This window comes from Desulfurobacterium atlanticum (genome assembly GCF_900188395.1).
Taxonomy (GTDB): domain Bacteria; phylum Aquificota; class Aquificia; order Desulfurobacteriales; family Desulfurobacteriaceae; genus Desulfurobacterium_A; species Desulfurobacterium_A atlanticum.
In genome coordinates, this window is the sequence record NZ_FZOB01000003.1 from 124,727 (window position 1) to 145,911 (window position 21,185).

The 21,185-nt window shown below is 36.8% G+C and carries 22 protein-coding genes and 1 tRNA gene; 16 read left to right on the plus strand and 7 right to left on the minus strand.

Going from position 1 to position 21,185, the window contains the following annotated elements:
- The first annotated feature begins 12 nt into the window (after window positions 1-12).
- From CHB58_RS03295 to CHB58_RS03340, 11 genes are all read left to right on the plus strand, one after another.
- The gene (locus CHB58_RS03295; RefSeq protein WP_089322683.1) at window positions 13-1,353 is read left to right on the plus strand and encodes a GGDEF domain-containing protein; all 1,341 of its coding nucleotides are present in this window, start codon (window positions 13-15) and stop codon (window positions 1,351-1,353) included.
- A 68-nt stretch (window positions 1,354-1,421) separates the two neighbouring features.
- Window positions 1,422-2,051: a hypothetical protein gene (locus CHB58_RS03300; RefSeq protein WP_089322684.1), complete on the plus strand. Its 630-nt coding sequence runs from the start codon at window positions 1,422-1,424 to the stop codon at window positions 2,049-2,051.
- Window positions 2,052-2,056: 5 nt separating this feature from the next.
- On the plus strand, window positions 2,057-3,457 hold the full coding sequence (locus tag CHB58_RS03305) for an Ig-like domain-containing protein (protein ID WP_143340994.1): 1,401 nt from the start codon (window positions 2,057-2,059) through the stop codon (window positions 3,455-3,457).
- Entirely contained in the window at window positions 3,444-4,049 is a 606-nt protein-coding gene (locus tag CHB58_RS08990) for a hypothetical protein (protein WP_143340995.1), read from the plus strand. Before CHB58_RS03305 ends, CHB58_RS08990 begins: the two co-directional genes overlap by 14 nt.
- Entirely contained in the window at window positions 4,034-5,761 is a 1,728-nt protein-coding gene (locus tag CHB58_RS03310; protein ID WP_089322686.1) for a peptidyl-prolyl cis-trans isomerase, read from the plus strand. Before CHB58_RS08990 ends, CHB58_RS03310 begins: the two co-directional genes overlap by 16 nt.
- Window positions 5,751-6,353 carry a cytochrome c3 family protein gene (locus CHB58_RS03315; RefSeq protein WP_089322687.1) on the plus strand — a complete coding sequence of 201 codons (603 nt, stop codon included), beginning with the start codon at window positions 5,751-5,753 and terminating at the stop codon, window positions 6,351-6,353. Before CHB58_RS03310 ends, CHB58_RS03315 begins: the two co-directional genes overlap by 11 nt.
- 14 nt (window positions 6,354-6,367) lie before the next feature.
- Entirely contained in the window at window positions 6,368-7,255 is an 888-nt protein-coding gene (locus CHB58_RS03320; RefSeq protein ID WP_089322688.1) for an NHL repeat-containing protein, read from the plus strand.
- Window positions 7,236-8,399 (plus strand): hypothetical protein, encoded by a 1,164-nt coding sequence (locus tag CHB58_RS03325; protein ID WP_089322689.1) that lies wholly within the window; start codon window positions 7,236-7,238, stop codon window positions 8,397-8,399. The genes CHB58_RS03320 and CHB58_RS03325 overlap by 20 nt, the downstream gene beginning before the upstream one ends.
- A gap of 26 nt (window positions 8,400-8,425) precedes the next feature.
- On the plus strand, window positions 8,426-9,778 hold the full coding sequence (locus tag CHB58_RS03330) for a hypothetical protein (protein WP_089322690.1): 1,353 nt from the start codon (window positions 8,426-8,428) through the stop codon (window positions 9,776-9,778).
- A 12-nt stretch (window positions 9,779-9,790) separates the two neighbouring features.
- Window positions 9,791-11,017, plus strand: a complete 1,227-nt coding sequence (locus tag CHB58_RS03335; RefSeq protein WP_089322691.1) for a YncE family protein — start codon at window positions 9,791-9,793, stop codon at window positions 11,015-11,017.
- A gap of 2 nt (window positions 11,018-11,019) precedes the next feature.
- A complete protein-coding gene (locus CHB58_RS03340) occupies window positions 11,020-12,195 on the plus strand; it encodes a GGDEF domain-containing protein (RefSeq protein ID WP_089322692.1) in 1,176 nt (391 codons plus the stop codon).
- Between the two features lie 2 nt (window positions 12,196-12,197).
- On the opposite strand, the gene CHB58_RS03345 is transcribed toward CHB58_RS03340, so the two are convergent.
- The 4 genes from CHB58_RS03345 to CHB58_RS03360 form a co-directional block, all read right to left on the minus strand.
- Window positions 12,198-12,818 (minus strand): Crp/Fnr family transcriptional regulator, encoded by a 621-nt coding sequence (locus CHB58_RS03345; RefSeq protein WP_089322754.1) that lies wholly within the window; start codon window positions 12,816-12,818, stop codon window positions 12,198-12,200.
- 50 nt (window positions 12,819-12,868) lie between these two features.
- Window positions 12,869-13,174, minus strand: coding sequence for a nitrous oxide-stimulated promoter family protein (locus CHB58_RS03350; RefSeq protein WP_089322693.1), 306 nt, complete (start codon window positions 13,172-13,174; stop codon window positions 12,869-12,871).
- An 83-nt stretch (window positions 13,175-13,257) separates the two neighbouring features.
- On the minus strand, window positions 13,258-15,174 hold the full coding sequence (gene cooS / locus CHB58_RS03355; RefSeq protein WP_089322694.1) for an anaerobic carbon-monoxide dehydrogenase catalytic subunit: 1,917 nt from the start codon (window positions 15,172-15,174) through the stop codon (window positions 13,258-13,260).
- Window positions 15,167-15,499, minus strand: coding sequence for a cupin domain-containing protein (locus tag CHB58_RS03360; RefSeq protein ID WP_089322695.1), 333 nt, complete (start codon window positions 15,497-15,499; stop codon window positions 15,167-15,169). The genes cooS and CHB58_RS03360 overlap by 8 nt, the downstream gene beginning before the upstream one ends.
- A gap of 111 nt (window positions 15,500-15,610) precedes the next feature.
- Between CHB58_RS03360 and CHB58_RS03365 the strand changes: the two genes are divergently transcribed.
- The 3 genes from CHB58_RS03365 to CHB58_RS03375 are packed head-to-tail and all read left to right on the plus strand — an operon-like array spanning window position 15,611 to window position 17,277.
- Entirely contained in the window at window positions 15,611-16,267 is a 657-nt protein-coding gene (locus CHB58_RS03365) for an N-glycosylase/DNA lyase (protein WP_180706420.1), read from the plus strand.
- A 50-nt stretch (window positions 16,268-16,317) separates the two neighbouring features.
- A complete protein-coding gene (locus CHB58_RS03370) occupies window positions 16,318-16,692 on the plus strand; it encodes a NifB/NifX family molybdenum-iron cluster-binding protein (RefSeq protein ID WP_089322697.1) in 375 nt (124 codons plus the stop codon).
- 12 nt (window positions 16,693-16,704) lie between these two features.
- Window positions 16,705-17,277 carry a DUF1847 domain-containing protein gene (locus CHB58_RS03375; RefSeq protein WP_089322698.1) on the plus strand — a complete coding sequence of 191 codons (573 nt, stop codon included), beginning with the start codon at window positions 16,705-16,707 and terminating at the stop codon, window positions 17,275-17,277.
- A 45-nt stretch (window positions 17,278-17,322) separates the two neighbouring features.
- Here the strand turns inward: CHB58_RS03375 and glnA are convergent, their stop codons facing one another.
- From glnA to CHB58_RS03390, 3 genes are all read right to left on the minus strand, one after another.
- Window positions 17,323-18,741, minus strand: a complete 1,419-nt coding sequence (gene glnA / locus CHB58_RS03380) for a type I glutamate--ammonia ligase (protein ID WP_089322699.1) — start codon at window positions 18,739-18,741, stop codon at window positions 17,323-17,325.
- Between the two features lie 55 nt (window positions 18,742-18,796).
- Complete coding sequence (locus CHB58_RS03385) at window positions 18,797-19,135, minus strand: P-II family nitrogen regulator (protein WP_089322700.1); 339 nt, start codon at window positions 19,133-19,135, stop codon at window positions 18,797-18,799.
- A gap of 186 nt (window positions 19,136-19,321) precedes the next feature.
- A tRNA-Sec gene (locus CHB58_RS03390) sits at window positions 19,322-19,416 on the minus strand.
- A 264-nt stretch (window positions 19,417-19,680) separates the two neighbouring features.
- On the opposite strand from CHB58_RS03390, the gene CHB58_RS03395 reads away from it, so the two are divergent.
- Both CHB58_RS03395 and CHB58_RS03400 read left to right on the plus strand, forming a co-directional pair.
- On the plus strand, window positions 19,681-20,826 hold the full coding sequence (locus CHB58_RS03395) for a potassium channel family protein (protein ID WP_089322701.1): 1,146 nt from the start codon (window positions 19,681-19,683) through the stop codon (window positions 20,824-20,826).
- Window positions 20,813-21,160 (plus strand): DUF6394 family protein, encoded by a 348-nt coding sequence (locus tag CHB58_RS03400; protein WP_089322702.1) that lies wholly within the window; start codon window positions 20,813-20,815, stop codon window positions 21,158-21,160. Before CHB58_RS03395 ends, CHB58_RS03400 begins: the two co-directional genes overlap by 14 nt.
- Window positions 21,161-21,185 lie beyond the last annotated feature (25 nt).

The window sequence follows — 21,185 nt, forward strand, 5'->3', positions numbered from 1 at the left end:
CATGGAGGATTTATGGTTAATATAAGGAGAAGACTTATAATCAGTATTGCTGCTATGTCTATTATTTCAGGTATAGCAGCTCCCATTACTATACACCATTTTTTTCTTGAAGGCTATCCTGTAACCCTTCCGGAATTTGTTATGTCTCTTACCTCTAACTTTTTACTTGGCTGGTTCATATATTACGTTATAGTAAGCGGAAATCTTAAAGAATATTTTGACACTTTAACCAATATTTTTAAGAAGATAAGGCATATTCTTGAAGGTTCAAAATCCCATTCCATAGAAGAAATTAAAGATCTTAAGATTGAAGCGGAAAAGGGTGATTTTATTTATAAAGTGTCAAAAGAGATTAATCACTTTATAGAAAAGCTATACTATAATGAACTTCTTGACCGGTATCAGAGAGAAGTAGGAAAACTTTTTGTCACACTTTCAACTCCTCAAGTGCTTGCAGAGTCTTTTTATAAATTTCTTCTTGAAAAGTTTGGAATGGTTGGAATGGCTGTTTTTGTAAAAGAAAATGATGGGACTGTGTCAAATGTTGCCTGTTTTAATTTCAATCGTTGTGAGTTATCCGATTTTGTTAAAGCCTGCTTTGATTTTAAGGATTTAAAACTTCTCTCCACTTCAGGTATTGATTTGAAGTTGGTGGATAATGTAAAAGTAAAAGAAATTCTTGTTATTCCTTTTGTTAACATAGATTTTGCTGCTGTTCTTATTCTTGCAAAGCCTGATAAGTTTACAGGTTTTGAACTTAGGTTTTTGAGACGAATAAGAGATTTGATGTCTCTTGGTTTGACCAATGCAAGGAATTACAGCAGGCTTCAGGAAGAATCGTATCTTGACCCTTTAACAAAGCTATATAATCGAAGATTTGGAATGAAAAGGTTTCAGGAGATACTATCTCTTGCATCAAGAGAGGAAAAACCTGTTGTTGTTGCAATGATGGATATAGATAACTTTAAAAGAATAAATGATACCTATGGTCATTTAGCAGGAGATTATGTACTCAGAAATCTTGCGGCTATTGTTAAATCACATATAAGGGATGTTGATCTTGTTGTCAGATATGGTGGTGAAGAGATATTACTGGTTCTTTTTAATACAGATGAAGATGCTGGTTATAAAGTTCTTGAAAGAATAAGGAAAAATATAGAAGAGTTCACTTTTGAATTTGAAGGACAGGAAATACCGGTTACAGTGAGTATCGGTTGTTATCCGATTTTACCTGATGAGCTTAAGTCTGGTAGTTTCTCCATAGAAACATTTATAGAGAAAGCTGACGAGGCACTTTATAAAGCAAAGAAAACAGGAAAAAATAAGGTTGTTTGTTATTCTGATTCTTATTAAATGATTGCTTAATGAAATTGGACTGTGGTATATTTTATGGGGATTTATAAATAATCTTGGAGGCGGTAATGAGGAAAATGGTCTTTATATTTGTTATTTTTACTTCTTTTATTTTTGGCTGTGCTTCCAACCAGGGTAGTATAAATTATTTTGTTAAACCTAAAAGTGCTTCAAAAATAACCAGAGTTGCAGTTCTTCCTTTTATGAATCTTACAACAGACAAGTTTGCAGGAGAAAGGGCAAGAGATTTTGTTATAACCGCTCTACTTGAAAAGGGAATTGATGTTGTTCCGAAAGGTGCTGTTGATAGAGAGGTGAAAAGGCTTGGAGTTCCCTCAGGTTTCTTTTTTGACGTAAACGATTTAAGAGTGCTTGCCGATGTTCTTAAGGTGAATGGTTTTGTACAGGGGTCTGTTGATGAGTATAAAATAGAGAGAAGAGGAACATACGCATATCCGGTTGTTGCTGTAACTTTGAAAGTCCTTGATACAAATGGAAACGTTGTGTGGCAGGCATCAGGAGTAAAGAGCTACTACAGCACTGTTGGAAGGTTGTTTGGCCTTAAAAGTAAGGATCCTGTTGTAGCGCTTAAAGATTTTGTATATGAGTTACTTGAAACATTTAATGTAAAGGCTGTTAAAAACAGAAAGATTCTAAGGAATCCAACTTTATCTAATGCTACTACTGTGGAAAAATGAGGGTTTTGAAAAGATTTTTAACAGTATTAACTGTATTAATGGTTTTCTGTGTGAAATCTACTTTTGCACAGATCGCAGTTTTTCCAATAAGGGATTTGACTGTTTATCCTCCCGGGATAGATCTTGATTTGACCGATAGGATAGTTAATGCCCTTAAAAAGAGGGGAGTTGATGTAGTTGATCAGAAAGATCTTTACAGGAAACTTTCGGAAAAAGGGTTGTTTGCAACGGGAGTTATGGATATTCCTAAAGTTGCTGCTGCTTATGAGCTGAAGGTAGCAACAATTTTGTGGGGAACAAAACTTGAAGTTGATAAGAAGAAACACCTTTACGGTGTTGTTGTTTTTGCTACATCTGTTCCTGAAGGGAAAACGTTCTGGAGTCGGGTTTTTTATTATCAGCCGGAAGAACATCTTCTTGATATAGGTAATAATCTTTCAGAAAATAGAATAAAGGAACTTATCGTAAATAGAATTGCGGCTGTTTTCCCTGAAAGAATGACAGCTTCAAAAAAAGCGTTTTCAAAGTTTCATATAGAGCATTTTTCTATTTCTCCAAGATATGTTAAAAGTGGAGAGCCGGTGTCTATTCTTCTAAAGTCCACCAAAGGTTTTAAAAAAGATGAAATTGTTGTTCATATAGATGGAGATAGTGTAGTTTTAAGGAGAGTAGATGGGGATTATGAGGGTATATATGTACCCCGCTTAAGAGAGGGAAAATATCCTGTGTATATAAACGTAAACGGGAAGAAGCTTTTTCTTGATGAATTAACAATAGATAATACTCCACCGGGTGTTTATCTTGAATTAAAGGGATTAAAAAGACTTGGAAAAATAGATTTTCTTCCCGGAAAACTTTTTATAACTGCAGGATTGAAGAGGCCGGATAGTGTATTACACTGGAATCTTGTTATTTTAAATGAGGATGGAGATGTTATTTTTAAAAAATTTGGCTATGGCGCACCTATAATTTCCTTTAATTGGGATCCTGTTAGAAATAACTTACCTGAAGGGATTTATGAGATAAAGTTTACAGTTACAGATGCTGCTGGCAATAAGGCGGTACTTAAAAAAAGGTTTTATTTCTTTCATGAAATTCCTGTTCCAGAGGTAAAGGTTTACAGGGATAAAGATGGAAATATTGTTCTTTCCATAGGAAAAATAAATATTCCTACAGGTATAAAAAAGATAAAAGTTACTGTTTACTCTCCTAAAGGGTATCCTCTTGGCAAAGCAGAACTTGAGTCGTTACCTGCAGAGATAACTTTCAAGGCAAAGTATAACAGTTTGAAGGTGAGGCTTTATATAGAGGATAAACTCGGCAATAAGCTTGAGAAGGATTTTAATCCTCAGATTAAATCTTATAAAGAGATAATGGAAGAAAGAGGTTGGGTTGAGGAGTTTTAAGTTTTTGATATTGGTGTTTTTAGTCGTTTTTGTTTCCGGATGTGCTTCTTTAAACCGTAAAGAAGCACAAACTGGCTATGTGAAAGTTTTTACAAAAGAGCCGATTAGACCGTGCAAAGTTGCTATTTTACCGTTTAAAAATGAGATAGAAAATGATGAGAATGCCGGAGAGAAAGTTGCCACTATTCTCTACTCTGGGTTTGTTTCTACCGGCGTTGATGTTGTTCTTCCTGGAGAAGTTAGGAAGCTGATGATAGGAAGGCATTTCTTTACATATCAGAATATTCCAGATACACTTCTACTTTTCCTGCGTAATAATATGAGTGTTGGACTTGTTGTTACAGGGAGAGTAATAGAATATAAACCTTATGGGGGAGGAAGCCGGTATCCTGAGATAAGGGTCTGGATAGAGGGAATAAGTACAAAAACTGGAAGAAGAGTTTTTACAGCCTACATAACTCGTCGGGGGGATGATTACAGGAAAATACTTGAATTTGGAGTTGTTAAAAGTATTGCGGAGCTTACATTTAGAGGAACCGATGAACTTATTAAAAAACTTCAGGAGGCCGGCATTAAATGTATAAAAGAATAGTCGTGCTTATGACAGGAATTTTTATTCTCTTTTCTTCTTTTTCTTACGGGAAGGTTTCTTCAAATGATTGGCTTGTAAAAATAGGAAATAAAACTTATACAGTTAAGGATTTTCAAAATTGGTGGGATAACTGGAAAGTTGATGGTTCAAAGTTTCCAGAAACTCCAACACCTTTTATAGATTGGATGCTTCTTTTTGAAAATGGAACAGAACTTGGTCTCTATAAGTATCCTTCTTACCAGCAGAAGATAAGACAATTTGTCAAGGTACGCTCATTGCTTCTACTTCAAGGTGATACTCTTTCAGAAGCAAAGAATGTAACAGATAAAGAGGTGGAGGAATTTTACAAGAAAGAGTATTTGCCACTGGAGAAGTTTCACATTTTCTACTTTAACGATAGAAAGACCGCTGAAAAAGCAAAAAAGCTTATAGATCAGGGTGTTGCTGATGGAAAAGTTCTGGCAGAAAGGTTAGGTATCAAAAATACGGATAATTTTGAAAGATTTACTAAATATATGCGTCCATTTGATATCAAGGATATGAAGCAAAGAGGGATGCTTTTCTCGGCAAATAAAGGGGATGTTGTGGGACCTTTAAAGGATAAAGATAAGTGGCTTATAGTTATAGTGGTTGATAAGACTTTTAATGATAACCGTAAGAAAGATTTTCTCAAAGCTGCAAAGGAAAAACTTATAAAAATACGGGAAGCACAGGCAACACAGCAACTTCTTGATGAGCTTAAGAAAAAATATAAGGTTAAAATATATAAGGATGTTCTGGATAAAATCACGTCAGAGAATGTCCCTGAAGATATTAAAAATAAAGTTGTGCTTGAAGTTGGAAATTATGCCCTGACAGCCGGAGGTTTTGGGAAGTTTTTGAAGAAAGAGGTTGAGTGGCAGAAACATTCAAGATTTGGTAAAGTTGATATTAATGTGGCAAAGAAAAGAGTTGTTGACTCAATAATAAATCAAACTCTTGTTGGGATTGAAGCTATAAACAGACATTATGAGAGAAGAGAACCTTTAAAGTCTATGTATGAGTTTTACTGTCAGAATAGAATTATAAGGGAACTTGAGGATAGAATTATTAAGCCTCAGGTGAAAGTAACCGATAAAGATATAAAAAGGTATTATGAGCTTAATAAGGAAAAATACAGATTGCCAGATAAGGTTAAATTCAGATTTTTGCAGACTTCAGATAAGAAACTTATTGAAAAACTTTATGAGAAAGTTAAGAAAGGTGCAGATTTTAAGAAAATGACCATTGATATAATGGGTTATGATAACGTTGTTACTGTTCCTTATAACAAGTTGTTGCCGGAAACAAAAAAGGTGGTTGACAATTTAGAGTCCGGGGAGGTTTCTGCCCCTATTAAAATAAAAGATACATATTTCCTTCTCCAACTTCTTGAGAAGCATAGAGGGGAGTATAAGCCTTTAGCAGAAGTGAGAGAATCCATTGAGAAAGTTGTATGGGAAGAGAAATTTAAAAGAGCTAAAGAAGATTACGTTAAGAAGCTTTATATGAATCTTCTTATGAATGGAAAAGAGATTAAAGTTAACTGGGATGTGTGGAATGAGATAGTTAACAGATACAAAAATAGAACCGAGTTTAACGGAAAATATGCATTTTATCTTTTTCTGATTTCTTTAATGGGCTTATTTATAATTGGATATATTAAAGGAAGGGAGAAACAGAATGAGAGTTAATTTTTTACTATCCACTTCTTTGTTTTTACTCTTTACAGGGATCTCCTATGCTGTTCCAGGAGGCGGTTTTAAAAGAGTTGTTTCAAAGAATGCTACAGATACGTTTAATCCGCAGGAAATAAAAGAGGAATTAACTTTTGAGTATATCCATATTCATGCTTTCGGTGATGGAAAGAACTCCTGTTTGTACTGCCATAAAACAGATTCACCTTCAAAAAAAGATGTTAAAAGGGTTTCAGGTGAGCTTGTCTGTTATGAGTGTCACAGAGAAGTGTATGAAAGGATAGATTCTCACCTTTATCATCATAAAAATATTAGGAACTGTGTGATGTGTCATGATCCCCATCAGAGTGATAATATAGCTATGCTTAAAGGGGATGGTATTACTGTTTGTATGAGATGTCATGCTACAAATAAAGCCGGCTACTGTGTACATCCGCAGGGTGAAAAACATCTTGACCCGAGGAATGGACAACCTGTTACCTGCATCTCCTGCCATTTCACTATGGGGACAGATTACAAGTATCTTTTAAAGAAAAATGGGGAGTCAGCGCTGTGCTATCAGTGTCATTCTCCAAAAAGGTATAAGTGATGGAGGCATTGATTATGAAGAGATTGTTAACTTTTATATTTGTTCTTTTTTTTGCTTTACCCGTGAGGGCTGAGAATTTTAACTTTAAGTGGTATATGAGTTTAAAGAAAGATAAAAGAGAAAACTTTATGCGACAACCTGTTTTTATCACATTTTCTAACGATGGGAAAAAAGCCTATGTTGTAGATGCGAAAGGGAAGCTCTTTTCTTATACGGCAGATTATGGAACTCCTGGTGCTGCATTTTTTGCTGCTAATGTCCTTGATAAGCCGATCGCTCTGGCAAAGATAGCATCCTCAGAAATAGCAGTGATTAATAGAGGCAGGAAAGAGTTAACCACTATAAATCTTAAAACCCGAAAGATAAGGAGAGTGAAGCTTCCGTTTATTCCCGGAGTTTTTTACTTTAAGAATGGTAATTACTATATTCTTGATATGACTGCAGGAGATATAGCGGTTTTTGATAAAGATTTTAATCCTGTAAGAACCTATTTTCACGGAAAAAGGGACGGTTTTATAGATTTTAAGATAAAAAGGAATAAACTTTATGCTCTTTCTCCTATCTCAAAGGAAGTAGTTGTTTTTTCTGTTCCTTCAGGAGATGTTGAAAAAGTGATAAAACTTGACAGCGGAATGGAAAAGTTGCTTTTGCCAGTTTCTCTTGATTTGGATAAAGATGGTTATATTTATGTATGTGATAAAGTGGCAGGTAATATTAAAGTTTTTTACAAAGAGGGTGGATTTAAAACTGCTATTTTGAGTAAAGGACAGAAGAAAGGAGAACTTTACTATCCAAACTACATAGCTTTTGATAAATATGGTAAATTATGGGTAGTAGAAGAGGGAAACGGTAGAGTTGAAGTGTTTGATAGGGAAAGTGAAGATGGTAAGAGCAAAAAATAAGATTATTTTAGGTATAGGGTTGGTTTTTTCAGGAGTTTTAAATGCTTTTGCAGTTTCCGGTCCGTGTGTTAACTGTCATACCATGCACAATATGCAAAATGGTGTTCCTGTAAATGCTAACGGAACTCATCCTTTTCTGCTGAATACAGATTGTATAGGTTGTCATACAGGCACAAATACAGGAACAAATCCAACGCCGTACGTATTTTCAACAACTCCGCCTGTTTATAATGAAACGGGAACAGAGCCTGACACAAACACACTGGCCGGTGGGAATTTTTACTGGGTTAAGTTCGGGACAACTGCTTCAAATACTGCAGCTGATGAGTGTGGACACAATGTTGAAGGATTGACAAATCCGGATACCATTCTTTTAACGCCGCCGGGTTTTGATGGAACATTTTCAAACGCTGCAGGGGAAACAGTTGGTGGAGGGAGCTGGCCTGCCGGTCAGCAGGTTACCTGTGCCGGGCTCTACGGTTGTCACGGACACCACAGAGCAGGAGATGACAACTATAAGGGAATATACGGTGCTCACCACGGTAATAAAGGGAATGACAGTACTACAGCTTTAACAACGGCAGATACCGTAGGAAACAGCTACCGTTTTCTTCTTGGAATTTACGGAATAGAAGACAGCGACTGGGAATTCAGGCCTACCCAAACAGAGCATAATCAATACTACGGTCAGGTTAGAGATTCAACAACTTTACTTGAGCCTTCAACTGCCGATAAGCATACTATCTCATACCTTTGTGCCGAATGTCACGGTTTTTACCATTCAGGTTCTGGACAGGTTTCTTCCAGTAATTACGGTGTTTCTCCCTGGTTGAGGCATCCCACCGACTTTGATATGACAGATGCTGTTGGTTCTGAATATCAGTATTATAACGGTGCGACAGACCCCACGAACGCTCCTTACAGCGTAGTAGCTCCTCTTGCTTCAAACGATTTAACTAAAGGGGTTCTTTCAACCGTTGATGTTTCTCAGGGCGGTATTGCAGGAACAGCGATTGTAACATGTATTTCCTGTCACAGAGCACACGGAACTCCTTACGCTGATATTTTAAGATGGGATTTTAAAAACTGGCCCGGAAATAGTAAAAAGAGCGGGTGTAATGTGTGCCACACCCAGAAGGATTGATTGTCGGTTTTGTTTGGAGGACCTTTATGAGACTTGAAATATTGTTTTTAATTTTAATCTTTTCAGGTACATCTTATGCTGGTTCCTATTTACAATCTGCCCACGGCAACGCCACCTACGGAGTAAACAGAAACTCAATGTCAGGATACTCAACAGGAAACTGCGACCACTGCCACGAAATGCATGCAAGCCAAAACGGAATAGAGCCAACACCCCAGAACGGCTCTCCATCCCCATTTGCCCTATTTGCACCAAACTTCAACACTGCAAAAACAGTTAATCCATACACTCTATCAGACAACTACTGCTTCTACTGCCACTCAACAACAACAGACGGTTCTGTTCAAGTAGGAGGAATAGACAACAAAAACTTCAGCGCCACATTTGGAGGTTACACCACCCCAAGTGCAACAAGCATATATCAAATGTTCAACCAGGCATCCTACCACAACCTTTACGACCTTCACCAGTTTGCCCTTGGAAATGCAGGAAGCACAACACTTCCATTTAACACATTTTACAAACAACAATCAAACCCCTGTGATACCTGCCACAACCCCCACATAGTAAGAGCAAACAAAAGAAATGTATCAGACCCGACATACACACCACTTTCAAAACCATCGGACCACAATAACCTCTGGGGAGACGATGCAAACGAAACCCTTGCAGCCCTTACAAATGCCTACCAGCCGCCTTACTACTACGGTTCAACCACAACATTTGAACCTGACGGAGCTGCCGATACCCCATCAAATCAGGCAGCAAAGATGCCCGACTACATAACCTACTGTACAGACTGCCACAACACGGTAAATAAGATTTACAGCACTACTCTTGGAAGGGAGCTTTATGAGATAGATTGGTTTTCAAACAGTGGAGATAAGCACGGATTCAGGGTTGCGGACTCAGATGTAGGGGTAGGTGATACAAACACAGCTTCTTTAAAACCTCCTTACGATGGCAGTCCGATAGCCAATGCAAACGGAGCAGGATTTGTTTTATCCTGTATGGACTGTCATGAGGCTCACGGTTCTCAGAATCTTTATCTTATAAGAGAAGAGATAAACGGGAAAGAGCTTGGTGATGGTGTTCAGCTTTATGATGGGAATCCTGTAATAACCACTGACAATGAGATATACAAAGCCTGTGCTAACTGTCATTTACATGATTCTGGGGATGCTGCTTCGTGGCGAGATATTCATCATACTATGCCAGATGCACCGTATCAGGGAGACTGCTACTGGAGATGTAGCTGGTGTCACGGGACTATAGGATACGGTGATAACTGTTTCCTCTGCCATTTCCACGGAAGTGATGATAGTGCTATTTTAAATACAGGAAAACCTGAATGTTATACTGAAAGAAGGACTTTTTGAAAAGAGGGTGAGATGATAAGATTTCATGTTTTAGTATTGTTTTTCTCTTTTTTTTATGTTTCCCAATCTTTTGCAGCTAAGGTGGTGTTTTACCTTAATTTTGAAGGGGAAACTCATCACCATCACGAGCACTCTCATAAAGGGAGCGGTTTTAAAGTTGAAACTGTCGGAATCGGGAATAAAACCATCTCTTTAAAAAGATCATTTGCACCAGAAGAGACAAAAAAGCAGTTTTTTATAGGTATAGTAGATGTTCCAGCTGGTGCTTATGGTAGTATCAGTTTAAACGGTAAATCTTATACTCTTTCGCCTTCTCTCTCTTTAAAAGATAACAGCGTAAAAGCCGTTTTTATTAAGATGAAAGATGAAAATGTTCAGGTTTTCCCTCAAAATATTCTCTCTGTTTCAAAAAAGCAGTTTTTTTCTATCCCTTCTCTTGATGCCCTTGGTGTTATAGATGAGGATAGCGGTTTTATCGTAGGGTTCATTGGATTTCCTCATTCTCCCTATGGCCTTACTGTTTTAGATGGAAAAATTTACACAGGGTTTGAAAATGGCCAGATAGCTGAAGTTAATACTGAAAATGGTTTTTGGTCAGGTGCTGTTTCTATAGCGGATGTTTCTTTAGAAAACAGGTTTTTATCTTCAGATAGAAAGATTTACATCCCTGAGAAAGGGCAAAATACCATTTGTTATTTCTGTCCTGAGACTGGGGCAAGGTTTGTCGTTTCAACAGATGGAAGGATTAAAGATGCTTTTTACATAAAGAAAACTGGTTATCTTCTTGTTGCCACAGAGAATCCTTCAAGTGTATATCTTTTAAGTGGTGGAAGTGGAAAAATTATTTCTACGGTTTCTTTCCCGGGGGATATTGTTTCTGTAACAGGTGATGATAGGTTTGTTTATGCTGCAGATAAGGAAGGGAAAGCTATTTATAGATATAGCTTTAACCAGAAGAGTATTGAGAGTTTTCCAGTGTTTGAATCTCCGTTAATTGTAAGAAGTTTTGAAGATTTTCTCTTTCTTGCTTCAAAAAGTAATTTGGTTGTTTTGAACAAAGCAACCGTTTCACCTTATGTTGTTTTTAACATTAGAGATGTTAAGGAGATGAGTTTATCTTCTGATGGTAGAAAAGTTTTTGTTTTCACAGGTAAAAACACTTATTACGTTATAAATCTTGATTCTCTGTATGTTGAAGCTTCAGGTGATACACCGGGTTTAGTTTTCCAGGCAGATTGATAATGAAAGGGGATTTGAAAGTGAAAGAAAGAGTGTGTGAATTTCTTGATGGTTGTCTTTTTCCTATTTTTATTAATGATGATGAGGTGTGGGAAAAGATAGAAACAATGTTTTGTAAAAGTGATTACAAGAGATGTCGAAGATATGTAAGAAGGAAGCAGGGATATGTTGTGCCAGTTGATCTTTGGCCTATGGATAATGAAACGATTTCAGAGCTTGTATATCAATTAAAGTTCTCTTTAAAAAACGCTGTTGACAAAAATAGAAAGACTTTTGCAGAGTTTAAAAATTCCTTCTATTATTTGAGTTTGCAGAATAAGATTGATGAGCTTATAAAAGCTGATGATATTGATGAGAAACATAAGAAATTTCTTGAAAGGTTTTTGTCTGAGTTTTACAGTTCTCTTTTTATTAAAGATTTTGATGAAGCTTTCTTTGTAAAGATGGCCCACTTTTATGTTAAATCAGGTATAAGTTCTTCTATTTTTGATCCGGTTTATCTTGTTTTTTCTTCTGAGCTTTTTGAAAAATTTTATAAATGGTCGCTTGAAACTATAAACGATATTGATGAGAGAATATTTCTTCTTTCTGTTGTTGTTAAATATTCAAATTTTGCCTATTCTTTTCTGAAAAAGAATGCGACTATGATTCAAAATCTTGATCTATGTTTTGATGCATTTTTAAAGCTTAAAGAAAAGGAAAAACAAGCTTTTGTTGATGCTTTAACAGGGGTGTATAACAGAAATTATCTTGAGCTTTTAAGTTCAAAGCTCAGAAAAGATTACAACTATGTTATTTTCATAGATCTTGATGATTTTAAACTTGTAAACGATAATTTTGGACATGATGTAGGTGATGAAGTGTTAAAAAAAGTCGGGGAAATTCTACAAAGCTGCTTGCGAAATGGTGATATAGCTGTTAGGTATGGTGGAGATGAGTTTCTTGTTGTTTTAAATGTCCCAGATGGAAGCATCGCTTTAAAAGTTGCAGAAAGGATAGAGAGAAAAATTAAAGATATAAGCATTTTAACGGAGAAAGGCAAAGTTAGTGTTTCTGCATCTATAGGTGTATCAAAAGTTTGCTGTGCTGTGCCTTTTATTGAAAATATTAAAGAAGCCGATAAAGCGCTTTATAAAGCAAAAGAGCAGGGTAAAGGAAAGATTTTTATGGTTTGTTAGTGTTATTTCAGAATAATTTTCCGTCCTTTTTTGTCTATTTTACCGCTTTTTCTAAGGCGGGATACTGCTCTTGATACTGTTTCAACAGTTAATCCCAGCTCCATTGCTACAAAACTTGTTTTAAATTCAACTTCTCCTTTAGAGTTGCTATTCTCTTTTATGTATTCGTAAACTTTTGAAACAGCATCTTTCAGCGTCAGTTTCTCCACAAGATTTACAAGGTAAAACAATCTTTCAGAAAGTATTCCAAGCATTTTTAGTGCTGTTTCTGGATTATGTTTTATGATATTAATCAGCGTTGTTTTTTCAAGCAGTAAAAGAGTAGAATTTTCAAGAGCTATAGCGTTTGCAGGATAATTTTCTCCTTTAAAAGTTCCAGCTTCTCCCAGCATTGATACTGGTGTAAAAATTCTAAGGGTTTGTTCCTTTCCACTTAAGGATTTATACAGCTTAACTTTCCCTTCTATTAAAATAAAAACACCCTTTGCTTTTTCGTAAGAGGAGAAAATAAGTTCACCTTTGCTGTAGTGTTTTTCTATCAATGAATATTCTATTTCCCTAATTGTTTTTTCTGGTAAACTGGAAAAAAGAGGAATTGTCTTTAATATGTTATAAATAGACAAACTTTCCTCCTTCTGTTTTCTACTTTAATTTATCAAGGAACATGGTTTTTTCAACTGTGTTTTATCTCTTCTATTTTATGTTTTAGCCACTCCAAAGGTGTGTAAAATATCATTCTTGGTCCGCTGTATTTCATTACCAGCCTTATTTTTTCTCTCATTTCAGGTGAATAGCAATGGATGGGACATTTTTTACAGGAAGGTTTGTTGTCTTTAAAGGGACAAAGGTCAAGCCTTGTAAACGAATAGTTTAAAAGAGTTTTACACTCTTCACAAAGCTGATGGTAGGTTTTATGTTTTCCTTTACAGTATATTTCAATCATTTTTCTTATAACTTTCTTTTCCTTCTCTATACTCATGGATCCTTCCCGCTCATAGATAAATAGAAGGCGGGGAATCCCCGCCTGAAGGAATATGGAAGAGGAGGAGTTAACTCCCGGTATTATATACCGAGAGCTTCTCTTTTCTTTAGAATGTGGGCTTCTATTCCATCTGCCACGGCTACAGGGTCATCTCCTATTGCTATTTTTCCACCTGTAAGTGCTTCAACATCTTCAAGGAGAAGTTTCACAACCTTATCAGAGCCTGTTACTGGTGGAGTTGGGGAAACATGAGTGTAAAGACCCATAGCAACGGCAGAGAATCCATCTATTACAGCCTTCTGTTCCATATATTCTGGTGCTGTAACAGCTACAGGAAGGTCTGCTGTATCTACTCCGAGAGCGTTTGCTATGGCAACAACAGTCATTACGATTCTTCCTGTATCTGTACATGTTCCAAACGATAGTACTGGTGGAATACCGAGTGCTTTACATACGCCTTTTAGCTTTTCTCCTGCATACTTTTCGGCTGCTTCAAGGGTCTCAAGACCGGCCATCTGTAATCCTCCATTTCCACAACCGGCACCTATCACAAGAATGTCCCTTTTTATAAGTTCTTTTGCAAGTTCAACGGTGAGCTTGTCCTGTGGGCCGTTTCCAAGGCTTGAACAGTTAACAAGGGCAACAACACCCTTTATATCTCCTGACTTTATGACCTCAAGTAGCGGAGTAAGACTTCCGCCTAAAGCGTTTATTATTGCTTCTGCTGAGAATCCTACGATCGCTTTTTGTCTGTAGGAAGTAAGGTTTTCTGGCTTAACAGAAGCTTTTCTCTCTTTAAAGTTTTCAATGGCAAGTTTGATAATTTTTTCTGCTACTTCCTTTTCATTTCCTGGTTTATACTCTATTCTTTCTGAGCCTGGAACACCTATTATGTTTGTTACAGCTACAAGTTTAAATTTATATTTGTCTGCATATTCTTTAAGGTTTGCAAGGGAACAGTTCATATCCATAGCAAATACATCAACCGCTCCAGAAGAGAGAAAATATTCAATTCCTATCCAGTTTGATGTTAGGCCTGCAAATGTTTCTGATAGATTGTTTCTTGCAAGAAGTTCCTGTCCTGTTTCAATAGAACCTACAACTCTTATTCCTTTGGCTCCAGCTTCTTTTGCCATCTGCTGAAACTTTTCATCTTTTGCAAGTTCTATAAGTGCCTGTCCCACGAAAGGCTCGTGGCCGTTTGGAAGTATGTTTACGTAGTCCGGGTCAAGAACGCCAAGATCAACTTCACCTTCATGAGGTGATGGAGTGCCGTATAGAGCATCCTGCATGAGTTCAAGGGGAACAAGAGAACCAAATACTGATGCCACTCCGTTTCTTAATGCTGCAAGGGCAAGAGTAATGTAGTCTCCGTCAATGTTTGTCATTCCTCTTGTTACAGAGTCAACGAGCTCCTGATAAGGTCCTTTTGGGAAGATGCCAAGTTTTCTGAAAACCTCTTTTCTTGATTCAGGTGCAAGTTTTTCAACAAGTGTTGATTCTCTGTTTTCAGCAAGTAGCTGGAGATATTTTTCAGCTACCGCTTTTGCTTTTTCGTTTAGTTCAAGAGATTGATCAATATCAAGGATATCTGCTAAAAGGTCTATTTTTGATGGGTCTTTGATTGTGTAGATTGTTTTGCCTTCTGCGGTTGCTTTCAATGTTTCAGCAACCTCTCTTGCATGGTATGTATATGCTGCAAGTCCCATGTTTGTTTTGTGAAGGAGGTTTCTCATAACGATACCGTGGGCGTCAATTCCACATACTCCCCTTGGGGTTTGAGGAGTGATACGGCACGGTCCCATGGAACACAGCTGACAGGAAATACCCTCTTTACAGAATTTACACCTTATTTTTTCCATCGCTTCGTATCTGTCAGCAACGTTTGACATCTGGGCTTTTTTAACTTTTTCGTACATGTAGTTAATGCTTTCATGGTAGCTTATAATTTTTCCGTTTTTTTCCTCTGTGTTTGACCCAAAGAATTTTTTAAGCATCTTTCCCTCCTGCTGTTTTTAGTTTTAAAACGAGAAATTTAAAAGTTTTATCTCCTGTATTTTCAAGCCGGTGGGGAATGTTGGCAGGGCTTTCAATAAGGTCGCCTTCTTTCACCTTCTCTTTTTCTTCCCCTATCTCAACTATTCCTTCACCAGATAGAATGAAAAAGAGAACATCTACCGGGGTTTTGTGAAGTTTTAACCCTTCCCCTTTCTCAAGGGTTATAAGGTTTACAGAGATGTCATCTCTTTCAAGGAGTTTTTGAGCTTTTACTTTGTGTGGATTATCAAATGGGGATACAGATTCGCTTTTAATTATCTTCATCATACCTCCAGAACTGTTTTTATTTAATCTGTTAGAATTTGATTAGAATTACTTTGATTCAGGTCAAATTTAATGATAATAATTACTGTTTCTATTAATCAGGAGAGAGCAATGAAATATGAAAAGGTGAAGAATTTTGTTAAAAGTTTTTCCAAGGATGAAATTATCAGAATTGAAAAGAATGATCCACAGTATAAGGCCCTTGAGGAGTTGTATAACTCTATGGAGGATAGGCTTTTGTTTATTAGATTAGCTGTTATTAATGCTCTTTTATCGTACCAGCTTAACATGAAAGGGGAGGAGTACTGGAAACGTTTTTCAGAGTTTTTCTCCAGTAAAAGAGGTGTTGAGTATTTTCCTGAATTTTTGAAAAGGTATAACTACAGAATTTTAAGTGGAAAACTGAAAAGGTATGAAAAAGTTAGAGATGTTGTGTTTTGTCTTTTAAAAACAGAGGAAGATCTTCTTTATTTTTCTCAAAATCTTAATGAATTTCTTGAAAAACTTTCAAAACTGCTTAATCAGAAAAGGGATGCAAAGACGGTGGTTTTTGCTGTTAAAATGTTTATTTATGCTTTCAGAATAGCTTTTGGTAAGGATATTTTTGCTCCCTGTGGAATAATGATTCCACTTGATAGCAGGATTTCAAAAATTTCTAAAGATAAAGATTTCTGGAAGAGACTTGAGAAAGAGACGGGTATTCCTTTAATTCATGTAGATGCTGTCTTGTGGCTTTCAGATAATTACAGGTTGCTTTTAAAGGAATGAGGAATTAAGTTAGTAAATGCTAACACTGTTAGATTGGAGGTGAAGTAAGTATGGTTGTAGGGATACCTGTAATTGAAAAGGAGATAGATGGGAAGAGAATTGTAAGCCCTTACTTTGGAAGAGCTCCAATGTTTCTTATCTACAATGATATTACAGGAAAAACAGTTCTTGTTTCAAATCCAAAGATGAAATCCGGTTGCGGTGGTGGAGCTGGAAGGTTTATCTTTGATACGTTTATGAGAAACGGAGTTGATGTTGTTCTTGTTAAAGGAATCGGAGAGGGAGCTTTTTACAATCTTGAGAGAGCAGGAATGAGGGCCTATCTTGTTCCTTCAGATGTAAAGTTTGTTGATGAGGCGATAAAACTGTTTAAAGATGGAAAGCTAAAAATTCTGGATAGACCTTTTGAATCTCACAATCATTGAAAGAGGTTTACGGTGAAATGTCATCTATGTGAAGATAGAGGATGTTATAGAGAGGGGAAGGTTTGTGTTGAGTCTTCCAATAATCTCCTCTTACCTGAAGAGGAGATGAAGATTTTAAAAACAGCATCTTTGATAGAAAAAGAGTTCTACTGTAAGATGACGCGGATTGAGGAGATTGTAGAGTTTTCAAAAAGGATGGGTTATAAAAGGATCGGTATTGCTTTCTGTATCGGGCTTTTTGATGAAGCAAAAATTGTTGCGGATATTTTCTCAAAAAAGGGATTTGAAGTGTTCTCTGCTGTTTGTAAGTTAGGCAGTGTGGATAAAGATATTTTCAATCTGCCGAAGTTACAGGATGGTAAAGAGGCGATTTGTAATCCTGTAAAGCAGGCAGAGGTTTTAAATAAAAAGAAGACCGATTTAAACATTATTATCGGGCTTTGTGTTGGTCACGATATTTTATTTCAGAAATATTCTGAAGCACCTTCAACAGTTCTTATTGTTAAAGATAGGGTTTTAGCACACAATCCTGTAGGGGCACTACACACACCGTATCATTTAAGAAGAATTTTAGAAGATAAATAAAAAGGGCGGCTTTTAAGCCGCCCTCCAGAAATGAAAGAGCTTTGATTAAACATCAAAGTAAAGAAGATATTCCATAGGTGTTGGTCTGAGTCTAACAGGGTCAATTTCCTCACTTCTCTTATACTCAATGTAATCCTCAAGGAATTTTTCTGTCATTACGCCGCCTTTTGTAAGAAATTCATAGTCTTTCTCAAGGGCGTCAATGGCTTCTGCGAGGGAACCTGGAACTGTAGGAATGTCTTTAAGCTCTTCTGGTGGAAGGTCGTAAAGGTTTTTATCAACAGGTTCACCTGGATGGATTTTATTTTCAATTCCATCAAGTCCAGCCATAAGAAGAGCTGTAAATGCAAGGTATGGAGCACCTGAATTGTCAGGGAATCTGACCTCAATTCTTTTTGCTTTAGGGCTTGTAACAACAGGAACTCTAATAGAAGCTGACCTGTTTCTTGCAGAGTAGCAGAGGTTAACAGGAGCTTCAAATCCAGGAACAAGTCTCTTATAAGAGTTTACTGTTGGGTTTGTGAATGCGCACACAGCTTTAGCGTGCTTGATAATTCCACCTATAAAGTAAAGAGCTGTTTCAGAAAGTCCAGCGTAGCTGTCACCGTCAAAGAGGTTTTCGCCATCTTTCCAGATGGACATGTGTGTATGCATGCCTGTTCCGTTGTCGCCAAAGAGAGGTTTCGGCATAAATGTAGCTGTTTTTCCAAACATTTTGGCTACATTTTTAACGATATATTTTGCCCATAAAATGTTGTCAGCAGCGGTGATAAGATCGCCGAATCTAAAGTCTATTTCACACTGTCCACCTGTTGCAACTTCGTGGTGGAGACATTCAACGACAAGTCCAGCCTCCTCCATTTTAAGAGCCATAACTTTTCTTATGTGGTCAAGAGTATCGTTTGGAGGCACAGGGAAGTAACCACCTTTTGGCTTGATTTTGTGTCCAAGGTTTGGTCCCTCTTCTTCTCCTGTTCTCCACCATCCTTCTTCAGAATCAACAAAAGCAAAGCTGTAGTTTGTTCCTGCGTCAAATCTTACATCATCAAAAACGAAAAACTCAGGCTCTGGTCCGCAGTAAACTGTATCACCAATTCCTGTTGATTTTAGGTATTCAAGAGCTTTCTTTGCTATGTTTCTTGGGTCTTTTTCATAAGGTTCTTTTGTAACAGGGTCAACAATGTCAGCTATAACAACAAGTGTTGGGATTTCAGAGAGCGGGTCAAGCACTGCAGTTGTTGGGTCAAGCTTAAACATCATATCACTTGCGTTGATTGGCTGCCACTGACGAATTGAAGAGCCGTCAAAGAAAAGTCCCTGTTCAAAAGACTCTTCAGAGATTTCATGAGCTGGAAATGTTATGTGGTGCCATGTTCCGAACATATCTGAGAATCTGAGGTCAACAAACTTAACCCCTTCCCTTTGAATCATCTCTACAACTTCTTTTGCGTTACTTGGTCTCATTCTTACCTCCTGATTATTTCTTTTTTATCCATTATAATACACGATTTTTAAAAAATTAAACTGCGGCGTCTCCTTTTTCTCCTGTTCTTATCCTTACTATCTCTTCTACAGGAATAACAAACACCTTTCCATCTCCAATTCTTCCTGTTCTTGCAGTGTTTACGATGGTCTCTATAACTTTTTCTGCCATATCATCAGAAACAACAACTTCAATTTTTATTTTTGGGATAAAATCAACAACGTATTCGGCCCCTCTGTAAAGCTCTGTATGTCCTTTCTGTCTTCCGAAACCTTTCACTTCTGTCACTGTAAGGCCGTGGATACCTATGTCTGTCAGTGCGTCTTTCACCTCTTCTAACTTGAAAGGTTTGATAATAGCTTCTATCTTCTTCATTACATCCCTCCGATAATTTTTAGGATTCTTGAATTTTATTTAAACAAATTTCTTGCCAAATTGAAAGATAGATTTATTCAGTTTTGAGCTCTTTGGTTTTATTGGTTAAATTCAAAATAGCAGACGAGGTGTGCACATTAAAAGTGCAAAATTCGGAACATGATGATTATAATAAGTGCAAAAAAATGGCGGAGGCAGATAGGAATCGAACCTACCGTCCTGCCTGACGCAGGACCACCGGATTTGAAGTCCGGGGGAGACACCAGCCTCCATCTGCCTCCATATTGGATTTCTAAATATAGGAATTAGAGTTGGAGTTTTAAAGGTATTTAACCAAGCTAAATTGAGATTGTTTTAAAGATTCCTGTGATAGTTTACAAAGAGTATTGATTTTGACTGTAAAGTAATCTCAGGATAATTTTTTGTTGTTCTAAGGGTAAAGTTAAGGGCTTCTTTGATAGTCTATGATACTTATTGTTTTAAAATTAAGTTGGTTTATAATATTTTATTGCGTTATTGCGTAGTTTTAACTTCAGGGAGGGTTTTTGAAGAAGGTAGAAAAATATATTCCGAAAGAGTATAGTCAGGATAAAGTCCTTGATATTCTTATGAAATTCCGCCCCCCTCTTATAATTGCTCTTGTTGCCATTATGGTTTCTACGATAGGTTATATGCTAATCTCTAAAGTTGATCTTTTAAAAGCGTTTTATATGACGATTCTTACTGTTACCACTATAGGTTATGGTGAAATGTGGGATATGGGGGTTAAAGATAGGCTTTTTAATATTGCTGTAATGACGCTTGGTGTTGGGACTGTTATGGGTTATTCAATAGCTGTTTTAATAAATATTGTTACATCGGGAGAAGTAAAAGAGATAGTGAGGTTCAGGAAGATGGTATCGGATATTTCTGCTTTGAAAAAACACTATATCATTTTAGGAATGACCGATTATGTAAAGTTTCTTGTTAAGGAATTTGAGAGAAAGGGTATTCCATTTGTTATTGTTTCAGATGGGGAAAGCTTTGATGCGTTTGTAAAGGAATTGGATGTAAAGTATTTTTTGAAGCTTGATCCATCCTGTGAAAATTCAATCCTTCTTGCAAATCCTGAGAGTGCTGTAGGAGCTATAGTTGCGTGTGACGATGATTATAAAAATCTGGCTGTTACTTTGACCGTTAAGAAGGTTGCAAGTAAGTTGAACATTAAAAACTTTTTTATCTTTTCGGTGGTTAACTCTATTTCCTTTAAAGATAAGTTGTTTGATGTTGGTGCTGATTATGTTGAAGCTGTTCCTGAAATCACATCAAAAAGGCTTGCTTTTCTTGCCGAAAATCCACCTGTATTTGGATGTAAATCTATATTTGAAGAGATTCTTTTTGGTGAGAGAGATTTTATAGGTATAGAGGAGTTTGTGGTTCAGCCTGGTTCTAAGGTTGCGGGAAAAACTTTAAAGGAGCTTAATTTAAAAGAGAAATTCAGGGCTTCAGTTATAGCCATTAGACGGACTGATGGAGAGATTATTTATCTTCCTGATGAGGATGAGAAATTGATGGAAGGTGATTTGATTGCGGTTGTGGTTTCTAAAAAGCTTGTAGAAAAAATAAGAAAGGCTTTTTTAACTGTTGGTATTTTTTCAAGAAGAGATGTTTTAAAGAAACTGCTGAAGGAGAGAGAGAATGGATTGGGGTAAGGTTGGGACCTTTTTCTGTGTGATGATGTCTTTAACCACTATTGTTGGTTTTGTTTACGATGGAGACCCTTACACTTTGATGGCTGCAGTTACTTTTAACATGATAGCCACTCTTTTAAAACTTGGCAGTAAGAGGACTCTAAGTGCTGAACTTCTTGCTACAAGTTTTGTTGCAGATCTTCATCTTATACCAGCAGTGATTTTTTATGAGATGGGAATGAGAATATCTCTTGTTAAAGCTATGGCCTGGGGTGCTGTAGTTGCAAATGTTGTTTCCATTGTTCTCTTGATAGTAGAGACTGTTCTTGAGACGGGAGATGAATCCTGGTTGTAAAAAATTTGTTAAAATAAATATTAGC